At 42.0% G+C, this 16,371-nt stretch carries 16 protein-coding genes; 7 read left to right on the top strand and 9 right to left on the bottom strand.

All coding sequences use genetic code 11. The annotated features are described in order from the left end of the window. Positions 1-220 precede the first annotated feature (220 nt). Complete coding sequence (aroF, locus tag IQ259_RS00570; RefSeq protein WP_193879269.1) at positions 221-1,093, bottom strand: 3-deoxy-7-phosphoheptulonate synthase; 873 nt, start codon at positions 1,091-1,093, stop codon at positions 221-223. A gap of 923 nt (positions 1,094-2,016) precedes the next feature. Between aroF and IQ259_RS00565 the strand changes: the two genes are divergently transcribed. Together IQ259_RS00565 and IQ259_RS00560 are read left to right on the top strand one after the other, a co-directional pair. Further along, positions 2,017-2,511: a hypothetical protein gene (locus IQ259_RS00565; RefSeq protein WP_193879548.1), complete on the top strand. Its 495-nt coding sequence runs from the start codon at positions 2,017-2,019 to the stop codon at positions 2,509-2,511. Positions 2,512-2,582: 71 nt separating this feature from the next. Then, positions 2,583-3,245 (top strand): pentapeptide repeat-containing protein, encoded by a 663-nt coding sequence (locus IQ259_RS00560; RefSeq protein WP_193879266.1) that lies wholly within the window; start codon positions 2,583-2,585, stop codon positions 3,243-3,245. A 112-nt stretch (positions 3,246-3,357) separates the two neighbouring features. Here IQ259_RS00560 and IQ259_RS00555 read toward each other — a convergent pair whose 3' ends face one another. After that, positions 3,358-4,191 carry an S-layer homology domain-containing protein gene (locus IQ259_RS00555; RefSeq protein ID WP_193879263.1) on the bottom strand — a complete coding sequence of 278 codons (834 nt, stop codon included), beginning with the start codon at positions 4,189-4,191 and terminating at the stop codon, positions 3,358-3,360. A gap of 310 nt (positions 4,192-4,501) precedes the next feature. On the opposite strand from IQ259_RS00555, the gene IQ259_RS00550 reads away from it, so the two are divergent. Beyond that, positions 4,502-5,326 (top strand): NAD-dependent epimerase/dehydratase family protein, encoded by an 825-nt coding sequence (locus IQ259_RS00550; RefSeq protein WP_193879259.1) that lies wholly within the window; start codon positions 4,502-4,504, stop codon positions 5,324-5,326. On the opposite strand, the gene IQ259_RS27475 is transcribed toward IQ259_RS00550, so the two are convergent. From IQ259_RS27475 to IQ259_RS00540, 3 genes are all read right to left on the bottom strand, one after another. Continuing rightward, positions 5,320-5,442, bottom strand: coding sequence for a hypothetical protein (locus IQ259_RS27475; protein ID WP_255525215.1), 123 nt, complete (start codon positions 5,440-5,442; stop codon positions 5,320-5,322). The two genes, IQ259_RS00550 and IQ259_RS27475, sit on opposite strands and share 7 nt — an antisense overlap. Before the next feature lie 160 nt (positions 5,443-5,602). Continuing rightward, positions 5,603-6,664 (bottom strand): histidinol-phosphate transaminase, encoded by a 1,062-nt coding sequence (gene hisC, locus IQ259_RS00545; protein WP_193879256.1) that lies wholly within the window; start codon positions 6,662-6,664, stop codon positions 5,603-5,605. 525 nt (positions 6,665-7,189) lie between these two features. Further along, positions 7,190-7,936, bottom strand: a complete 747-nt coding sequence (locus tag IQ259_RS00540) for a creatininase family protein (protein ID WP_193879253.1) — start codon at positions 7,934-7,936, stop codon at positions 7,190-7,192. A gap of 212 nt (positions 7,937-8,148) precedes the next feature. Here IQ259_RS00540 and IQ259_RS00535 point away from each other — a divergent pair, with 212 nt between their 5' ends. Together IQ259_RS00535 and IQ259_RS00530 are read left to right on the top strand one after the other, a co-directional pair. Further along, positions 8,149-9,747 carry an alkaline phosphatase gene (locus IQ259_RS00535; protein WP_193879251.1) on the top strand — a complete coding sequence of 533 codons (1,599 nt, stop codon included), beginning with the start codon at positions 8,149-8,151 and terminating at the stop codon, positions 9,745-9,747. A gap of 297 nt (positions 9,748-10,044) precedes the next feature. Further along, entirely contained in the window at positions 10,045-10,476 is a 432-nt protein-coding gene (locus tag IQ259_RS00530; protein ID WP_193879248.1) for an EamA family transporter, read from the top strand. Between the two features lie 46 nt (positions 10,477-10,522). On the opposite strand, the gene IQ259_RS00525 is transcribed toward IQ259_RS00530, so the two are convergent. The 4 genes from IQ259_RS00525 to IQ259_RS00510 form a co-directional block, all read right to left on the bottom strand. Further along, on the bottom strand, positions 10,523-11,791 hold the full coding sequence (locus tag IQ259_RS00525) for a dihydroorotase (RefSeq protein WP_193879245.1): 1,269 nt from the start codon (positions 11,789-11,791) through the stop codon (positions 10,523-10,525). A 246-nt stretch (positions 11,792-12,037) separates the two neighbouring features. Next, positions 12,038-13,387 carry a histidine phosphatase family protein gene (locus IQ259_RS00520; RefSeq protein ID WP_193879242.1) on the bottom strand — a complete coding sequence of 450 codons (1,350 nt, stop codon included), beginning with the start codon at positions 13,385-13,387 and terminating at the stop codon, positions 12,038-12,040. Positions 13,388-13,677: 290 nt separating this feature from the next. Then, entirely contained in the window at positions 13,678-14,775 is a 1,098-nt protein-coding gene (locus tag IQ259_RS00515; RefSeq protein ID WP_193879239.1) for a peptidylprolyl isomerase, read from the bottom strand. 243 nt (positions 14,776-15,018) lie between these two features. Continuing rightward, entirely contained in the window at positions 15,019-15,165 is a 147-nt protein-coding gene (locus tag IQ259_RS00510; RefSeq protein ID WP_193879236.1) for a hypothetical protein, read from the bottom strand. Here IQ259_RS00510 and efp point away from each other — a divergent pair. Further along, the gene (gene efp / locus IQ259_RS00505) at positions 15,164-15,721 is read left to right on the top strand and encodes an elongation factor P (RefSeq protein WP_193879233.1); all 558 of its coding nucleotides are present in this window, start codon (positions 15,164-15,166) and stop codon (positions 15,719-15,721) included. The two genes, IQ259_RS00510 and efp, sit on opposite strands and share 2 nt — an antisense overlap. 108 nt (positions 15,722-15,829) lie before the next feature. Then, a complete protein-coding gene (gene accB / locus IQ259_RS00500; protein ID WP_193879230.1) occupies positions 15,830-16,357 on the top strand; it encodes an acetyl-CoA carboxylase biotin carboxyl carrier protein in 528 nt (175 codons plus the stop codon). Positions 16,358-16,371: the final 14 nt, after the last annotated feature.

Below are 16,371 nucleotides of genomic sequence, written 5' to 3'. Positions count from 1 at the left end.
TTTGGGATGTTATTCTAAAATAGAATTATTGCAATTACATCTTAATTTACAATTTATTTTTATCAATTAAAGAAGATTTTAGTGTTACGTAATTACAGAAGAATTTATCTCACGCAAAGGCGCGGAGAGTATAATTTCTCCATGTCCTCTGCGTCTACCGAAGTTTGCTCAAAGGGGGGAACCCCCGCACGCAACTTCTCTCTGTGGTTCGTTAGAAATCTTAAGCCGCGTAACAAATAGGGGCAGGTTTTACACCCACCCCTTTGTTTTCTGATATTCTGCGTCCTACAGCAGATGCTACGGGCTTTAATGTATCAACTAAGTTCACCATGTCTTCTAAAGATAATGCTTGACGGGCATCAGAAACGGATTTTTCTGGTTCTGGGTGACACTCAATAATTAACCCATCTGCACCACAAGCCACAGATGCTTTGGCGACAGGTGCAACTAGTTCTCGTTTCCCGACGGCGTGGGAAGGATCTACAATCACAGGTAAGTGAGTGATTTGCTTGAGTGCTGCGACTGCGCCTAAGTCTAAGACGTTGCGGGTGTAATTATCAAAGCTGCGGATACCTCTTTCGCACAGCACTACATTTTGATTACCATGACTGAGAATGTATTCAGCAGCCATGACGAATTCTTCAATTGTGGCGGCTAAACCACGTTTGAGCAAAATTGGTTTGTCAACTTGTCCTAAAGCCTTGAGTAAGTCGAAGTTTTGCATATTGCGGCTACCAACTTGCAGCATATCAGCATGGGCGGCGATGACTTCAATTTGGGAAATTGACATGACTTCTGTGACTACAGGAATATTGTAGAGCGATCGCACCCTTGCTAAAATTTCTAATCCGGCTTCTGCCATTCCCTGGAAGGCGTAAGGCGAGGTGCGGGGTTTGTAAACACCACCGCGTAAGGCTTGCACTGGTGCAGAAGATAGCCTTTGAGCGACTGTTTCCATTTGTTCTAAGCTTTCAACTGTACAAGGGCCACCAATTATTACTAGTTCTTCGCCACCGAAGGCGATTGTATCTGAGAGTTTAACAATTGTTTGGTGGTTGGGATGAGATTGGGCGGCGAGTTTGGCGTTAATCATGGTTTGATTCTCCGAAAGTATAAAGTTTGAAGTCTGAAGTATGAAAGATATAGCCTAATACAGTTCGCTTAAGAAAAAATCGAAACTTAAGCGTAAACAGATCAACCCTTCTGTAGGGGGTTTGGGGGCGGCAGAATGCCCCCAATCGGGGGTATGGGGGAGAATCCCCCCAATTCTTGGTTTTTCCGACACAATCAAGTAGAAATCTGTTAACTGAACTGTATTTAAGTTAGGACAGTATTGATTGCTCAAAGCCTTGAAATTACTGGTTTTCCACTCAGCAATTTGCTATAAAAAAAACCCGGAGACTCTTAGTTTCCGGGCGCGTTCTGATTGATTGACATGACGCTATTTACCCGGAATTTGCTCTAGGCCAAAAGTAAAAGCTGTAAAAGTAGTTGTCGATATTAGCCATCATGCTCAATATTTTCAGAAACATAGGTAATAGGTGACAGGTAACAGGTGAAAGTGTAAGGGGATTTAAGGGGATTTAATACTTTTGACTTTTGACTTCCCCTCCTAGGGCGCTCCTAAAAACAAAAAAACCGCAGAGTGGGCTTCTGCGGTTCACCGGGCGGTTTCCATTGGGAAACGTGACTCACCCCCGGTGAACCGCCTTAAACCAAAAATAAAAGTAGTAATTGCTGCTGAACATAGATGATGCGCTGAGATACAAAATTGAATATATAGCTTTGCTAGGCTCACAATAACAAAAGCGATCGCTCCCGTCAAGCACCACACAACACCCAAAAAAACGATAGACTCATTACAACTCTGGGAATGCAAGCTTGTGGCTGGTTGATAACTGAAAAATGAGCTTAAGGGTGTCAGGATGAGGAGAATACTTTCCCCAAAACCCTTACAAGCTTGGTTATGCAATCTTGCGCCAACACATATACTTTTGCGGATAACTTAGTTTTATGATGCCCAGTTCCAAAATCTTCACCAAATCTTTTGACCATCATGGAGTTTATCCTTGTCCAGTTTGTCGAGTCGGTAAGATTTCACAAATGCCATTAATGGAGACGATGGCTTGTGATTTCTGCCAAGAGATTTTTACTGTTAACTTAGAGCAACAACAAATCAAGATGCCTTCGCGTCAACCGCCTTTAATTTGGCGTTGGAATGGTTTTAGTTGGACAGAAGCTCAGTTAGAAGGTGTGGAGTTGGGTTGGGGTTATGGGATAGCCGCGATCGCTTTTGTCTTTCTTCCTACTAGTTTAATTGGCATCGTCGCTTTCTACTTTCCTCCATCTATTGATTCTCCCATCACTTGGCTACCATACATCTGGACTATCTTAACTTTTTTGTCACATTTATCAATCGTTTTGTGGATTATTGTTGAGGTTTATCAAATTCCTGTTGCAGCATATTTCAGAGCTATGAATCGATGGCGAAATGGAGAAATAGGAAGATGACGGGAACACGGATAAAAAGGGACAATAACCATTGACTATTGACCATTGAAATTGACTATTAAAAACAGCTTATGAAAGAGTTGGAGCGGTATTATCGAGTCTTAGAATTAGAGCCTGGAGCAACGCTTGATGAAGTAAACCAGGCTTATAAAGATTTAGTCTTTGTGTGGCATCCCGATCGCCTTCCCAAAGATAATAGCCGCTTGCAACAAAAAGCTCAAGAAAAGCTCAAGGCAATTAATGAAGCGCGGGACAAATTGCGTTCTGTAAATGGTAACTCTTCAAATGGTAAGCATCATACTACTCCGCACTACCAGTCACCTCAACCAACAAAATCGCCACAACCCACACCTCAACCGCCAAAGCAGAGTACAGATTTGAGCGGTAAAGATTTTAGTCGAGCAAATTTAAGTAACAAAGATTTATCTGGGAGAAACTTGAGTTATGCGAATTTAAGTGGTGCTGATCTCAGTGATACTTTTATGCACAAAGTTATTCTTAGAGGTGCAAATTTGTCAGAAGCAAATTTATTTAGGGCTAACTTACTTTTAGCAGATATGAGAGAAGCAAATTTGCGTAATACTAACCTAATTGGTGCGGATCTTAGTGGCGCTGATTTGCGTGGAGCCGACTTAACAGGCGCACGAATTCGTTCTGGCGATCGCTTGCTAGTGAAACTGATTGGTGCTAACTTAGCAGGTGCAATTATGCCAGATGGTAACATTCATAGTTAATTAATGCTGCTTTATGGCTATCACTCCTTTGGCATTAAACCTAAACACTGTTCATCTCACAGACGAACAGTTCTATCAACTATGTCAGCACCAAGGTACTTATTATAAAATCTTATCGGTTTCTTCTTCTTAAAGCCTGTTCTACTGTTCCACCCTTACGGAACCGAGACAAAAGTACAGATGCTTCCGCTCGTGTTGCAGCTTTTTTAGGTGCATAGATGCGGGTACGTCCATAAACTCGCGCAAAGTTTTTACCACTAGCAGCATTACCTAAATCAAAGGCAATGAAAGGAACATATCTGTCGCTAATTTGAGCTTCATCAGTAAAGCCTTTTGTCTTGCCAATAAAGTTACGGTAGTCACGCAGAGCGTTAGGATAATTTCTTAGTTGAGGATTAGAATCGAAGTTGCTTTTGAGAGCAATCATCTGTTCTCGTGTCAAAATGTCATCTGGTCTAAAGTTACCATCATCAAACCCAGCCAGGAAACCTGCTTGATGAGCGGCTTGAATCAAAGAGAAGTGAGGATGAGAAGAAGATACATCAGGAAAAGCTAATCTGGCATTTTGCGGCAAACGAATTGGTTCCTGATGCAATTCATTGTAAGTCTTGACTAGCCAAGCCACGAACTGACCACGAGTAATGGGTGCTTGAGGTTGAAACTGACTGGATGTGGTTTCTAAGACTCCTAATTCGGCTAGTTGTCTAATTTCTGCTTCGCCGTAGACACCTCTAATATCAGTAAAGTTAATTCTACTCTCAGCAATTAGCAGTTGACGGCTTGGTTGTGACTGACAACTTGTAACAATTTTTTGAGCAGCACTGCTGAGACTATTTGTAGTTTGGATACAATTTGCCTGTGCTGAAGACAAATAACTCATTCCCAGCACACCTAAAGCTACAGCAGCAGAGCCAACCGTATGAACTATCAGTCGAGTATACATCATGACATTGCCTCCACTTGTATTTGTTAAAAGTATAAAAAGATTTGAGTAGATAGTATGGGTATAGTCAGCCAGTTTTTTTGTAGACTCAGAGATAAATATGTCCGAGTTAGCAGAAATATGCAGTTGTAGTAGATTGACACAGCTAAATTGGTGGATTATTAATCTGCATCCATCTACGGTTAATTTTATCTAACTAACTTATTACCTCATTTTAGTCGTGTCAATTCAATACATAATATCTAACTTTCATGATCTGCGTATTGGAAAAATTCAGATAATATTAACTATAGACTGTTGACTTTAAAAATTAATGAATATTGCTATCATTGGTTGTGGTTATGTTGGTTATGCAGTGGCTAAATATTGGCAGCAAAAAATGACTTTTGTTGTTACTGCTACCACAACTACCCCTGAACGTATCCAAGAACTACAAACTGTAGCGCAAAAAATCATAGTCACTAAAGGAAACGATCCTGAAACACTCCAATCAGTTTTGCAAAATCAAGATGTGGTGTTGCTGAGTGTGGGTGCAAAAAGTGCAAATTTTTATGAAGAAACTTATTTAGAAACTGCCAAAACTTTAGTTGCGATTTTGCCGCAAGTACCCAATATCAAACAAATTATCTACACAGGTAGTTATTCTGTTTACGGCGATCGCAATGGTGCTACGGTAAATGAAGATACACCAGTTGAACCTAACCATCCTCAGGGAGTAATTCTCAGAGAGACAGAAAAAGTTTTACTCTCAGCCGCCAGCGAGAAATTGCAAGTTTGCATCTTGCGTTTGGGTGGTATTTACGGAACTAATCGAGAACTGATTAAAATATTTAGTCGTGTGTCTGGTACAACCCGTCCCGGTCATGGCGATGATGTCACTAATTGGATTCATTTAGATGATATTGTGGGAGCGATCGAGTTTGCCCGTCAACAACGCCTACAAGGTATTTATAATTTAGTTGATGATGCACATCTAAGCAGTCGAGAATTGTTAGATACTTTGTTTACCAAACACAATTTACCCAAAGTGCAATGGGATGATTCTCTCAAGAACAATCGCCCATATAATGCCACAGTATCTAATCAAAAAATAAAAGATGCGGGATACAAATTGATTCATCCCCAGATGATTTATTGAGCAAAGTGCTGAGTGCTGACAATTACACTATTTTTAATCTTTAGACAGGCGTAGGCGTAGGTTGGGTTGAGGAACGTAGCTTGCTTCCCGTAGGGTAACCCAACATTTTCGGGCATTTGTTGGGTTTCACTTCGTTCAACCCAACCTACACTTATTCTTAACTGAACCGTACTGATTTATAGTAGGGGCGTATTGTAATACACCCTACGACAGATGTAGAAACTGTTTTAAAAGTCGCTACTGGTTGAATTTTTTAATTACGAATTACAAATTGGTCTAAATTCTTTCTAAAATTAATACTTTTATCGCATCTATTAAAACTTGATTTTGCTCATCTGTGCCAATAGTAATGCGGAGTTTATCTAATAATCCTGGATGGGGGAAGTAGCGGATGAGAATTTGTTGTTCTTTGAGTTTTTGATAGAGATATTCGGCGTTTCCTTGGGGTGGTTGAACTAGCAAAAAATTCGTCTGAGAATCCCAAACACAGAAACCTAATTGTTTTAAATCTCTTGTTAGTTGAATTCGTGACGCTTTAATTTTAGCTACACAAGCATTTTTATAAGTTTGGTCAGTGATGGCGGCTGTCGCCACTGCACAGGCGATCGCATCAATGTTATAACTATCCTTAACCTTAAATAATCCCTGCAACAGTTTGGGATTCGCTACACCAAAACCCAAACGCAAACCTGCTAATGAGTAACCTTTAGACAAGGTGCGAATAATCATCACATTCTCATATTCTTTTACCAAAGCCAAGGCATCTGCTTCGGCAAAATCTACGTATGCTTCATCAACAACTAAAACCCCAGATAACTGACTGGCTAGTTTTTCTAAATCTTCAATGGGTACAACATGACCAGAAGGACTGTTAGGTGAAGCAATAAATGTTACAGCACCATTGGCAGCAATTAATTCTGTTACAGGTAATTGGTAATCTTCTGTGTAAGGAATCTCGACAATATCAGCTGCTTGCATCTCTGTAAGTGTACGGTACAGCACGTAAGTTGGTGTGGGATAAACTACCTTTCGTCCTGGTTCCGTACAGGCTCGCATGACCACATTTAAAATTTCATCACTGCCATTGCCAACTATAATCCAATCACTAGACACTCCTAAAACCTGACTTGCTGCTTGGCGAAACTCACCACCAAAGGGTTCGGGATAGCGCCGCAACCAATCACCGTCAATATTTTGTAGTGCTGCTAAAGCAGTTGGTGAGGGAGGGTAGGCATTTTCGTTACTGTTAAGTTTAATAACTTGAGTACCGCGTTTTGGCTGCTCACCAGGAATGTAGCTGGCCATTGCATCAACATTGGCGCGGAAAAAATTGGTCATAGTTTTAGAGCAAAGGACAGTAAGCAACGGGTAGATGAGTATTTTATCTTGTGAATGAATATTGAAACCAGATAAATTTAGAGACGTTATACAATAACGTCTCTAAAGAAGTTTTATAGCAGTTCTCGGTTGAGTGAGGTACAGTTTTGAACTCTCTCCTGCGAGGTAGGTGTACACACAAGCTTTTTTGTCAGCAATGTTAATGCTTAGACTTGCAATATTAATTCATCGCATTGCAATGTTAATGCCTAAACTCACAATATTAATTCATCGCCTTGCAATGTTAATGCCTAGACTCACAATATTAATTCATCGCATTGCAATGTTAATGCCTAGACTCGCAATATTAATTCATCGCTCTGCAATGTTAATACTGTTAATATATTGACTTGTAAAAATTAACCCACCCTATTGGCGTAGCAACTTTAAAAGACTTGTGTGTACACGGTAGCTCCGCCTCGGAGAGGGGTTGAGGAGAGGTTCATTGAACTTACATTAATAATTAGTCTTTCACTGAAGAAGATATTAATCTGCGTTCAGAAATTGCAAATATCCATTACTGAGTTCTTTCACCGCTAAGTCATAGAATTGCTTACCGTGTTCTGGTGTTGCTAAAGCGGGATTTGAACCCATACGGCCATCTGGGTAACGGGTGCGAAAGTTAGCTGCACTGTAAATGTTGTGTCCACGTGCAACTTCTGGTGAAAGGGGTGCTTGCTTAATTGCTTCTGGATAAACATATTGAGTGACGGCTACTTCACTGGGGGTAGCATGAGATCCTTCTTGATCGCCGTATAATTCTTTAGCTAACTCGTATACAGATTTGCACATAAACCAGTTGGCTATATGACATTGCACTTGATGAGCATGGGAAATTTGTAAATCTTCTAGGTAAGCGTAAGTTTCTGAGAAAGCGGCTTTGAGAGTAGCAATATTACCGCCGTGGCCGTTGATAAAGTAGAACTTGCTAAAACCAGCTTTGACTAAACTAGTTACGTAGTCTCGCACTACTTGAATTAAAGTGCTAGGGCGCAGACTAATTGTGCCGGGAAAGGCGATGTGATGCAATGCCATCCCCACATTGATTGTAGGGCCGACGATCGCCCCAGTTGATTCACCCACACCACGCGCGATCGCTTCTGCACAAATCGCATCAGTACCAATTAACCCCGTCGGCCCGTGTTGTTCTGTAGAACCAATCGGGAGAATTATCCCCTGAGATTGCTGTAGATACGCTTCAACTTCTTGCCAAGTACTCAAATGTAGTAACATTTTTAATCTAAGTCCTCATTAAATTGCCGTGGAAAGCCAATTTTTCTGCTTTATGATTAACTCTCTACTACTCGACTTTAACTAAATTCAACAGCTTCAACCGGAGTAACGAACCTAGAGAAATAATCAAGGCTTAATCTAATTGTAAAGAAATAATAAAATTCTTCTGCTAGAGTTGCAGTTGTTTAAGTGCGACTTTACAAGAAGGGTGTATGCAGATACCAAATTTTGATCGCCTGCTATCAAGCCGATTGAGACGGCGACAAGTTTTGATTGGGGCTGGAAGCTTAACTGGTTTCGCGATCGCCAATCAATGGTCTAATAAAGTTCTTGCCCAATCTAGATTCTCCAATTATCTTTTTAGCTTAGGTGTCGCTTCCGGTGAACCATGGCCAGATAGTGTAGTGTTGTGGACACGTCTAGCTCCCGATCCGCTCAATGGAGGTGGGATGCCACAATATAACGTTCCAGTGCTGTGGCAAATTGCAACTGACGAAAATATGCGACAAGTTGTCCGCAGTGGCGTACAGATGGCTACTCCTGAATTTGGACACTCTGTACATGTGGAAGTGCAAGGATTACAACCTGCTCGTTGGTACTGGTATCGCTTCAGAGTAGGTGATCAAGTCAGTCCTATTGGGCGGACACGCACTGCTCCTGACTCCAACGCTTATGTCAATCGCTTTCGTTTTGCCTTCGCTTCTTGTCAAAACTGGCAGCAAGGATTCTATGCTGCCTATCAAAATCTGGCTCAAGAAGATTTAGACCTGGTGGTTCATCTTGGTGACTACATCTATGAGGGAGCGCCGTCAAATTCACCAAATGTACTCCGAAGACATGAAGGTACTGGGGAGCCATTCACACTGGAACAGTATCGCAACCGCCATGCTCAGTACAAAACTGACACCAGTTTGCAAGCAGCCCATGCAGCATTTCCTTGGGTAGTGACTTGGGATGACCACGAAGTTGACAATAACTGGGCAGATGAAATTCCTCAAGACCCAGATAGACAATCACCAGAAGTTTTTCTAGCTCGTCGTGCGGCTGCTTTCCAGGCATACTACGAACACATGCCACTGCGAGAGTTTTCCAGACCCAAAGGCATTGATTTGCAATTGTATCGACGCTTAAACTTTGGTAACTTGGTTGAATTTAATGTTCTCGATACTCGCCAATATCGTACCAACCAACCTTGTAATGACGGAATTAGAGCGCGTTGTGCAGAAGCTTTTGATGAAAACGCAACTCTGGTTGGTACTGAACAAGAGCAGTGGTTATTCAACAATCTAGAGCGATCGCAAGCACGCTGGAATGTTCTGGCTCAACAGCTTGTGTTTACCCAGTATGACTGGACGGCTGGCCCTGACAGTGCCTTCAATATTGATGCTTGGGATGGCTATGTAGCTTCTCGCAGTCGTATTCTCAACTTCATTGCTCAACGTCAGCCAACCAACCCAGTTGTAATTTCTGGTGACACACACTCCAGTTGGGTAAGCGACCTGAAGGCTGATTTTAATGACCCTAACTCTGCGACAGTCGCTACTGAATTCGTCGGCACATCTATTAGCTCAAGCTTTGGTGCAAGCGATCGCATCGAGGCTGCTTTACCAGAAAGTCCCTGGGTCAAGTATTTTAATGGTAGGCAGCGCGGTTATGTTGTTTGTGACCTCAATCATCAGCGCTGGCGCAATGATTATCGACTACTGGCTCAATCTCCAGCAACTGGGCCGACTGTATCCGATCCTAACGCCCCAATTGTAGAAACTGTGTCCTTTGAGTTGCCAAATCAAGGTACAGTAGAGCGCGTTTAAGGCGTTCTCGTAGCAATCATACAGAAACTTATGCACTTGACAAACTTTGCCTAAAAGACAACCTATCTAGCACCTTCTGGATAAGTTGCAAGAAAATCTTCTTTCGTTCAAAAGTTGCTTGACTTTACCGAAAATGATACAAACTAGGCAACGTTTAAGGATTACTAGAATGCTTGTTTTGTCTGCTTTCTAGCCTTAGCATAAGTTTCTGTATGGATGCTAATACTGATCAAAGTAGTTTGTACAGTAAATAGTGATATTATTTCTCAATAAATATTTCTGCGTCAAGGATACGAAATGCTAGATAACGAAGTGAATAGTATATCTTATGCCCTGTTATCGGCATTTTTTGCATCCTTGACGACTATATTTGCCAAGATTGGAGTCGAAGCTATTAATCCCAATTTAGCAACCGCAATCCGCACGGTAGTGATTCTAATCATGATTTGGGGTTGGGTTGTCGCTAAAGGACAACTAGATGCAATACTGACGATTAGTCCAAAAACCCTACTGTTTCTTGTTTTCTCTGGGTTATCAACTGGTTTATCTTGGTTATTTTACTTTCGGGCTTTACAAGCCGGAAAAGCTTCTTTAGTCGCACCTTTGGACAAATCGAGTTTGGTTTTGGTGCTGATTTTTTCGGTATTTTTTCTCAAGGAACCCCTCACGCTGCAAGTGATATTGGGAACTGGCTTGATTTTAACTGGTATACTTATTTTGATTCGTTGAGAGTCAAATCAAATAGTACTCAGTCAAGATATTCTAAACCATATATCTAACACCAAGTTTTCAAAACACGACCTTGTAATTCCTTTCCTAGCCAAGGTGTATTACTTGAAAGTGTATGCAGATTTTTCCTTTCAACTTTCCAGGTTTGTGTAGGATCAAATAACGTTAATTCAGCTTTTTGATTGGGAGTCAATGTATTCAATTTCTGTCCCAAACATTTCGCTGGATTGCTACTCAATGCTTGCCATAATTCTAAAGCTGTAAATTCTTCGGTTACGACAAGATTTTGCCACAGTAAAGACAAGGCTAACTCCAAACCAATTGCGCCGGATGGTGCTTCAGCAAAGGCTTGGACTTTTTCTTCATAAGTATAGGGTGCGTGGTCGATCGCGATCGCATCAATTACACCTGTGCGTACTCCTGCACGCAAAGCCTTTAAATCGCTGGGATTGCCTAAAGGCGGGTCTAAATGCAAGCTGGTATCGTAACTTTTAATGGCTGTGGTATCTAATAATAAGTGCATCCAAGTCGTGCTGGCGGTGATGGGTAAACCAGCAGCTTTAGCTGAAGCAATTAATTCCACACTGCGGGCTGTGGAAACACGCATAATATGAACTTGGGGATTACCTGTAGTCGCAACTAATTCTAGCAGAGCAGCGATCGCAGTTGTTTCGGCACTGGCGGGGATAGGTGGTAAACCAAAACGTAGCGCATCCACGCCTTCGCGCATCATACCATTGGATGACAACTGGCGATCGCAAGGCCAAAAAGCCATAGGTTTACCCAACGGCTGAACATATTCCAACACTCGCCGCACCAAACCAAAATTATCTAACGGATGACTATCAGTAAAACCGACAACCCCCGCAGCTGCTAAATCAGCTAATTCTGTTATCTGCTTTCCAGCCACATCCAACGTAATCGCACCCCAGATGTTAAGCAGGGGTGCAGGGAAAGAAGTTGTTCCTTGTTCCTGCATCTTCTGCAACTGTGCTACAAGTGCAGGATGATCAATAGATGGAGATGTATCAGGTAAAATACCAATTCTGGTAAAGCCGCCAGCAGCAGCAGCTTGCAACAGAGACGACAAAGTTTCCCGTTCTTCAAACCCAGGTTCGCCAGAGTGGCTATATAAATCTACTAATCCATTCCCCAGAATTAATCCCCGACAATCTCTAACTTTAGCATCGCCACCAATATCAGAAATCTGTGGAGCGACAGCTTGAATCTTACCATCAGCAATTAAGACATCTGCTATTTGGTCAATTCCCGAAACTGGATCAATTATCCGTACTTGTTGTAAAAGTTCAGTCATAAAAATTACAAGTTAGGAGTTACTAGTACCGCAAGGCGGAAGTCAAAAGGAGCCAGTGCGTTGGGCGGGTTACCCGACTTAAAGCAACTGGCGTTCAAAAGTCAAAAGAAATACAGCGTGAACGTTTCATTGATTTGAAATGGGTTGTTTATTTCCGCCGCGCTGTACTAGTTGAAAGTTATAAGTGATCTACTCTTCACTGTTCACTCCTAGCTTAGTTCCTCACTTCTTACTATTCACTCTGTTTTATAATGCTCCAGCTGCGGTTTTATCTAATAAACCAGCACCTAAATGAGCCGTGATATTCATTGCTTGTAATACAGGGAAACCACCGAGTCCGTTGGGGTAGTCAATAACGCTAACTGCACCATTACCTTGACGAAAATTCCAGAAGTTTTCCGTAGGTAAACCCAGAATATGACAAAGCAAGGTTTTATTAGTCGCGTCGTGAGCCACCACTAATCCAGTTTTAAGTTGATTGTCTAATGCTGTTTGCACAATCGATTGCCAAGCTACAACACTACGTTCCCAAACCTGTTGTAAATTTTCCCCTTCAGGCATTTGTACTTCAGCGGGTGTTGTCCGCCAACGGTGCAATTCTCCAGGAAATTCTTGGTCAATTTCTGTTTCTAATTTTCCTTCCCAAAGTCCATGACTAATTTCTCTTAAACCATCTTGTAGTTCTAAGTTAATGCTGGGATGCTGACGCAATATAATCTCTGCTGTTTCTTTTGGACGCAGCATTGAACTACTCACAGCAAAGTCAATTGCTACATCTTTGAGAAATTCCCCGGCTTTTTGGGCTTGATTTCTCCCATTATCATTAAGGGGAACGTCAATTTGTCCTTGAAATCTAGTTTGGCGATTCCATTCTGTTTCGCCGTGACGCACCAACAACAATCGCACTCCCTGATGGCTGGGACGCAATGATGGTAAAGTTTCCCCCATGTGTTGCGTCTGATTCATCGATTCTAGTTGGACTGCTTCATCCAATCCTCCAGCAAAATTCAACACCGTAACACCACAGTTAGATTGCTGTATGGAATGGTAACGACTGGGAGGAATACCCAATGCTGTGCTAATCAAAGCGCGATTAATGCCGTTATGTCCAAGTATCAGAATGGTTTTGCCTTGATGTTGCGGCAAAATTGCTTGCCAAAATTGTCGCGCTTGTTCGTACAAAGCCAAGACAGGAAAATGTTCTCTTGTTCCCTCCGCATTGCTAACGAGCATCGCTAATTCGTGAGGGCGTTCATGCCAAATACGGTAATCCTCGGCAAATTTTTGCTCAACCTCAGTAGTGAGCATTGCTTCCCACAAAGGTAGGTCAATTTCTAATAACTTATCGGAAGTTTGGACAGTAGCAGACTCTTGAACATTGGCTAACTCGCTTTGAATAATCTCGGCTGTGAGTTTGGCGCGTCGCAGAGGACTGGTATAAATCGCATTAAATGAAATATTACTGAGGGCTTTGCCTACTTTACTAGCATCTTTACGACCTTTTTCCGTCAATGTTGACGCATCGGTGCGTCCTTGAATACGCCGCTCAGTATTGTAGCTACTTTGACCGTGACGCACAATGATGACACGAGTCATGGGCTTTACCCTCCTCTATCTAAAGGATTAATTTTACTCTAAAGTGTTTGCAGAATAATCTATTTAGATAGAGTGACCAAAACTAGGGTGTGGGGTGTGAAGGGAGAAGAAAAAACTTTCTTTTAGTACAGTGTTTACTACCAACCCAAAAATTGTATCGCGGACTTTTCCAGAATTAGCGATCGCTCCTCATCAAGTTTTTGCCGCCGGAAATATTTGAAAAAAGAAGGCTGAAGCATAAAGGATGAAATTTCTTTTTCACACTTCATACTTCACACTTCATACTTCATTTACGGTTCAACTAAATTTTCTATTCCCTGAACCACCGTAGCTGATTCAATTTTGTCACCAGCCTTCAGTTTATCCAAAACATCCTTGCCTTCGGTGACATAACCGAAAACCGAATAACGTCCATCTAGCAAGTTACGTCCGGCTGGGGTGAGTTCTGGTTCAAACAAGAAAAAGAAGACTTGAGAAGAACCGCCATTCACTTGGCTTTCAGGACGAGCCATAGCCAACGCGCCAAAGGATGAGAAAGGTAACACGGGCATATCAAGATAACGACCCGCATCTTCTAAGGTAATGCCGTAGGTTGGTTTTTTATCCCCCTCTACGAGAATTTCTAGAGGAATAGCGCGATATTGACCTGTTTTGGGGTCAATAAAACCCTGTTCTTTTCCGGTCGGATCTCCAGTTTGCAAGACATAAGATTCTTCAGAACGGGTAAATTCTAAACCGTTATAAAAACCCCTTTGCACCAAATCCACGAAGTTACCAGCTGTGACAGGGGCGCTGTAGCCATCCACAACAACAGTTAAGTCACCTTTACTGGTTTTAAATTCAATGGTAGAACGACCTTTAAGTTGGGGTAGGTTGCTGTACTCCTCAGGAACTTCAAAGGGAAATTCCTTCACCATTGATTCTTCCAACAGAGAAACCAAATTCAGCAATTTGTTTCTATCTTGCAGAATTTGTTCTTTGTCTTTGGTTTTAACCAACTCTTGCAGTTTAGCCACGCCAGATTTTAACTCAGTAATCCAGGCATCTGCTTGGGATTGGCGTTCTTCAGGAACACTTGCTAGGATTTGTGCAGGCTTATCAAGAACCCTAGAAGCTTTACTGAGGTCTTTGGAGATAGCACCCCAGCGCCGATTAGCCCGCAACTGGTTAGAGATATCTTCTAGACTGGCTTGTAGTTGCCGTACTGGTTCATTATTAATTGGGAGTGCATAGCGCAACAAAGCTTTGCCGTCGGTAATTGCATTGCCAGATGGCAATGCGGCATAACTGGAAGAAGTCCAGCCAGATGTATTTATGCCTAAAAATATTGTTACTAACAGTATTGTTACTAGGCTGGACTTTAGCCAGGATTTTATGATTTTAAGCATGAGTATGGCTCAAATGCAGCATGAATATTGTTGACTGGGCATAACCCATCAATAATCTTCCCACAGTAGGAGTGCTGAGAAAGTATGAAGTGTGAACTGTGAAGTATGAAGTGTGAGGTGTAAAATTTAATCCTCCTGCCTTTTGACCCATCCCTGTTTTGACAAGTTCTATGGCGGGAAAACTGCACATCATTGACTGGCTAAACTTTTTGCTTTATGGGTGATACCGTTTCAGACTTCTAACTACCCTGCGGGAACGCCAGGGGCGAACAGACTAGCCTGCGGCAAGCCGCTAAAAGCGTCTACATACTTCAGTTGACTAATTAACCAATTACTCCGCTTGAAGGGTACAATTAATGCCGATTGTCTTCCAAAATTTGAAAGCTTCATGATTTCCAGTAACGATTTTCGACCCGGTGTATCAATTGTACTAGATGGGTCTGTATGGCGAGTGATAGATTTCCTCCACGTTAAACCCGGTAAAGGTTCTGCGTTTGTCAGGACAACCCTGAAAAACGTTCAAAGCGGAAAAGTGCTAGAAAAAACTTTCCGGGCTGGGGAAACTGTGCCGCAAGCGACTCTAGAAAAAATCACGATGCAGCATACCTATAAAGAAGGCGATGAGTTTGTCTTTATGGATATGGAAACCTACGAAGAAGGACGACTCAGTGCTACGCAAATTGGCGATCGCGTCAAGTATCTCAAGGAAGGTATGGAAGTCAATGTGATTCGTTGGGGTGAGCAAGTATTAGAAGTGGAACTACCCAATGCTGTAGTTTTGGAAATCACCGAAACTGACCCTGGACTCAAAGGTGATACGGCGACAGGTGGCACTAAACCAGCAAAATTAGAAACTGGTGCAACTGTTATGGTTCCCTTGTTTATTTCTCAAGGAGAACGGATTCGCATTGATACTCGTGAAGATAAATATTTAGGCAGGGAATAAATTATCTCTGAATCAGAGCTAATTCCGATTTAAATCCCTCTACAGGGATTAAATCCCTGCCCTCACTGAAAATTCTTAATTTACGGACAGGTTGAGGTAATAAAAGCTGTGCCATTGGACTTTAATGAAATCCGACAACTGCTGGTAACTATTGCACAAACAGATATTGCAGAACTAACACTCAAAAGTGATGACTTTGAGCTAACGGTACGTAAAGCTGTGAGCATTAGCAATCATGCTGTACCGATGAGTCAAGCTGCTGTCAGTGGTGTGGTTGGTGCAGCAGTGACAACAGTTGCGACTCCAACGCTTTCTACAGAACGTGTTATGGATAATGCGGCGGCAGGTGCTGGCGTGCAATTGTCTGTCAATGCACCTTCAACAATTGATAAAAGATTAGTCGAAGTTTCCTCTCCAATGGTGGGAACTTTTTATCGCGCACCTGCACCAAGCGAAGCACCATTTGTGGAAGTAGGCGATCGCGTCCGTCAAGGACAAACGGTGTGTATCATTGAAGCAATGAAGCTAATGAACGAGATTGAAGCCGAAATATCAGGACAAGTTATGGAAATTCTTGTCCAAAACGGAGAACCTGTAGAATATGGTCAACCTTTGATGAGAATTAACCCTGATTAAGTATTAATCTATAT

This window comes from Fortiea sp. LEGE XX443, assembly GCF_015206815.1.
In the GTDB taxonomy this organism is placed as follows: Bacteria; Cyanobacteriota; Cyanobacteriia; order Cyanobacteriales; family Nostocaceae; genus Nostoc_B.
This window is presented reverse-complemented; position numbering and strand designations above follow the sequence as displayed.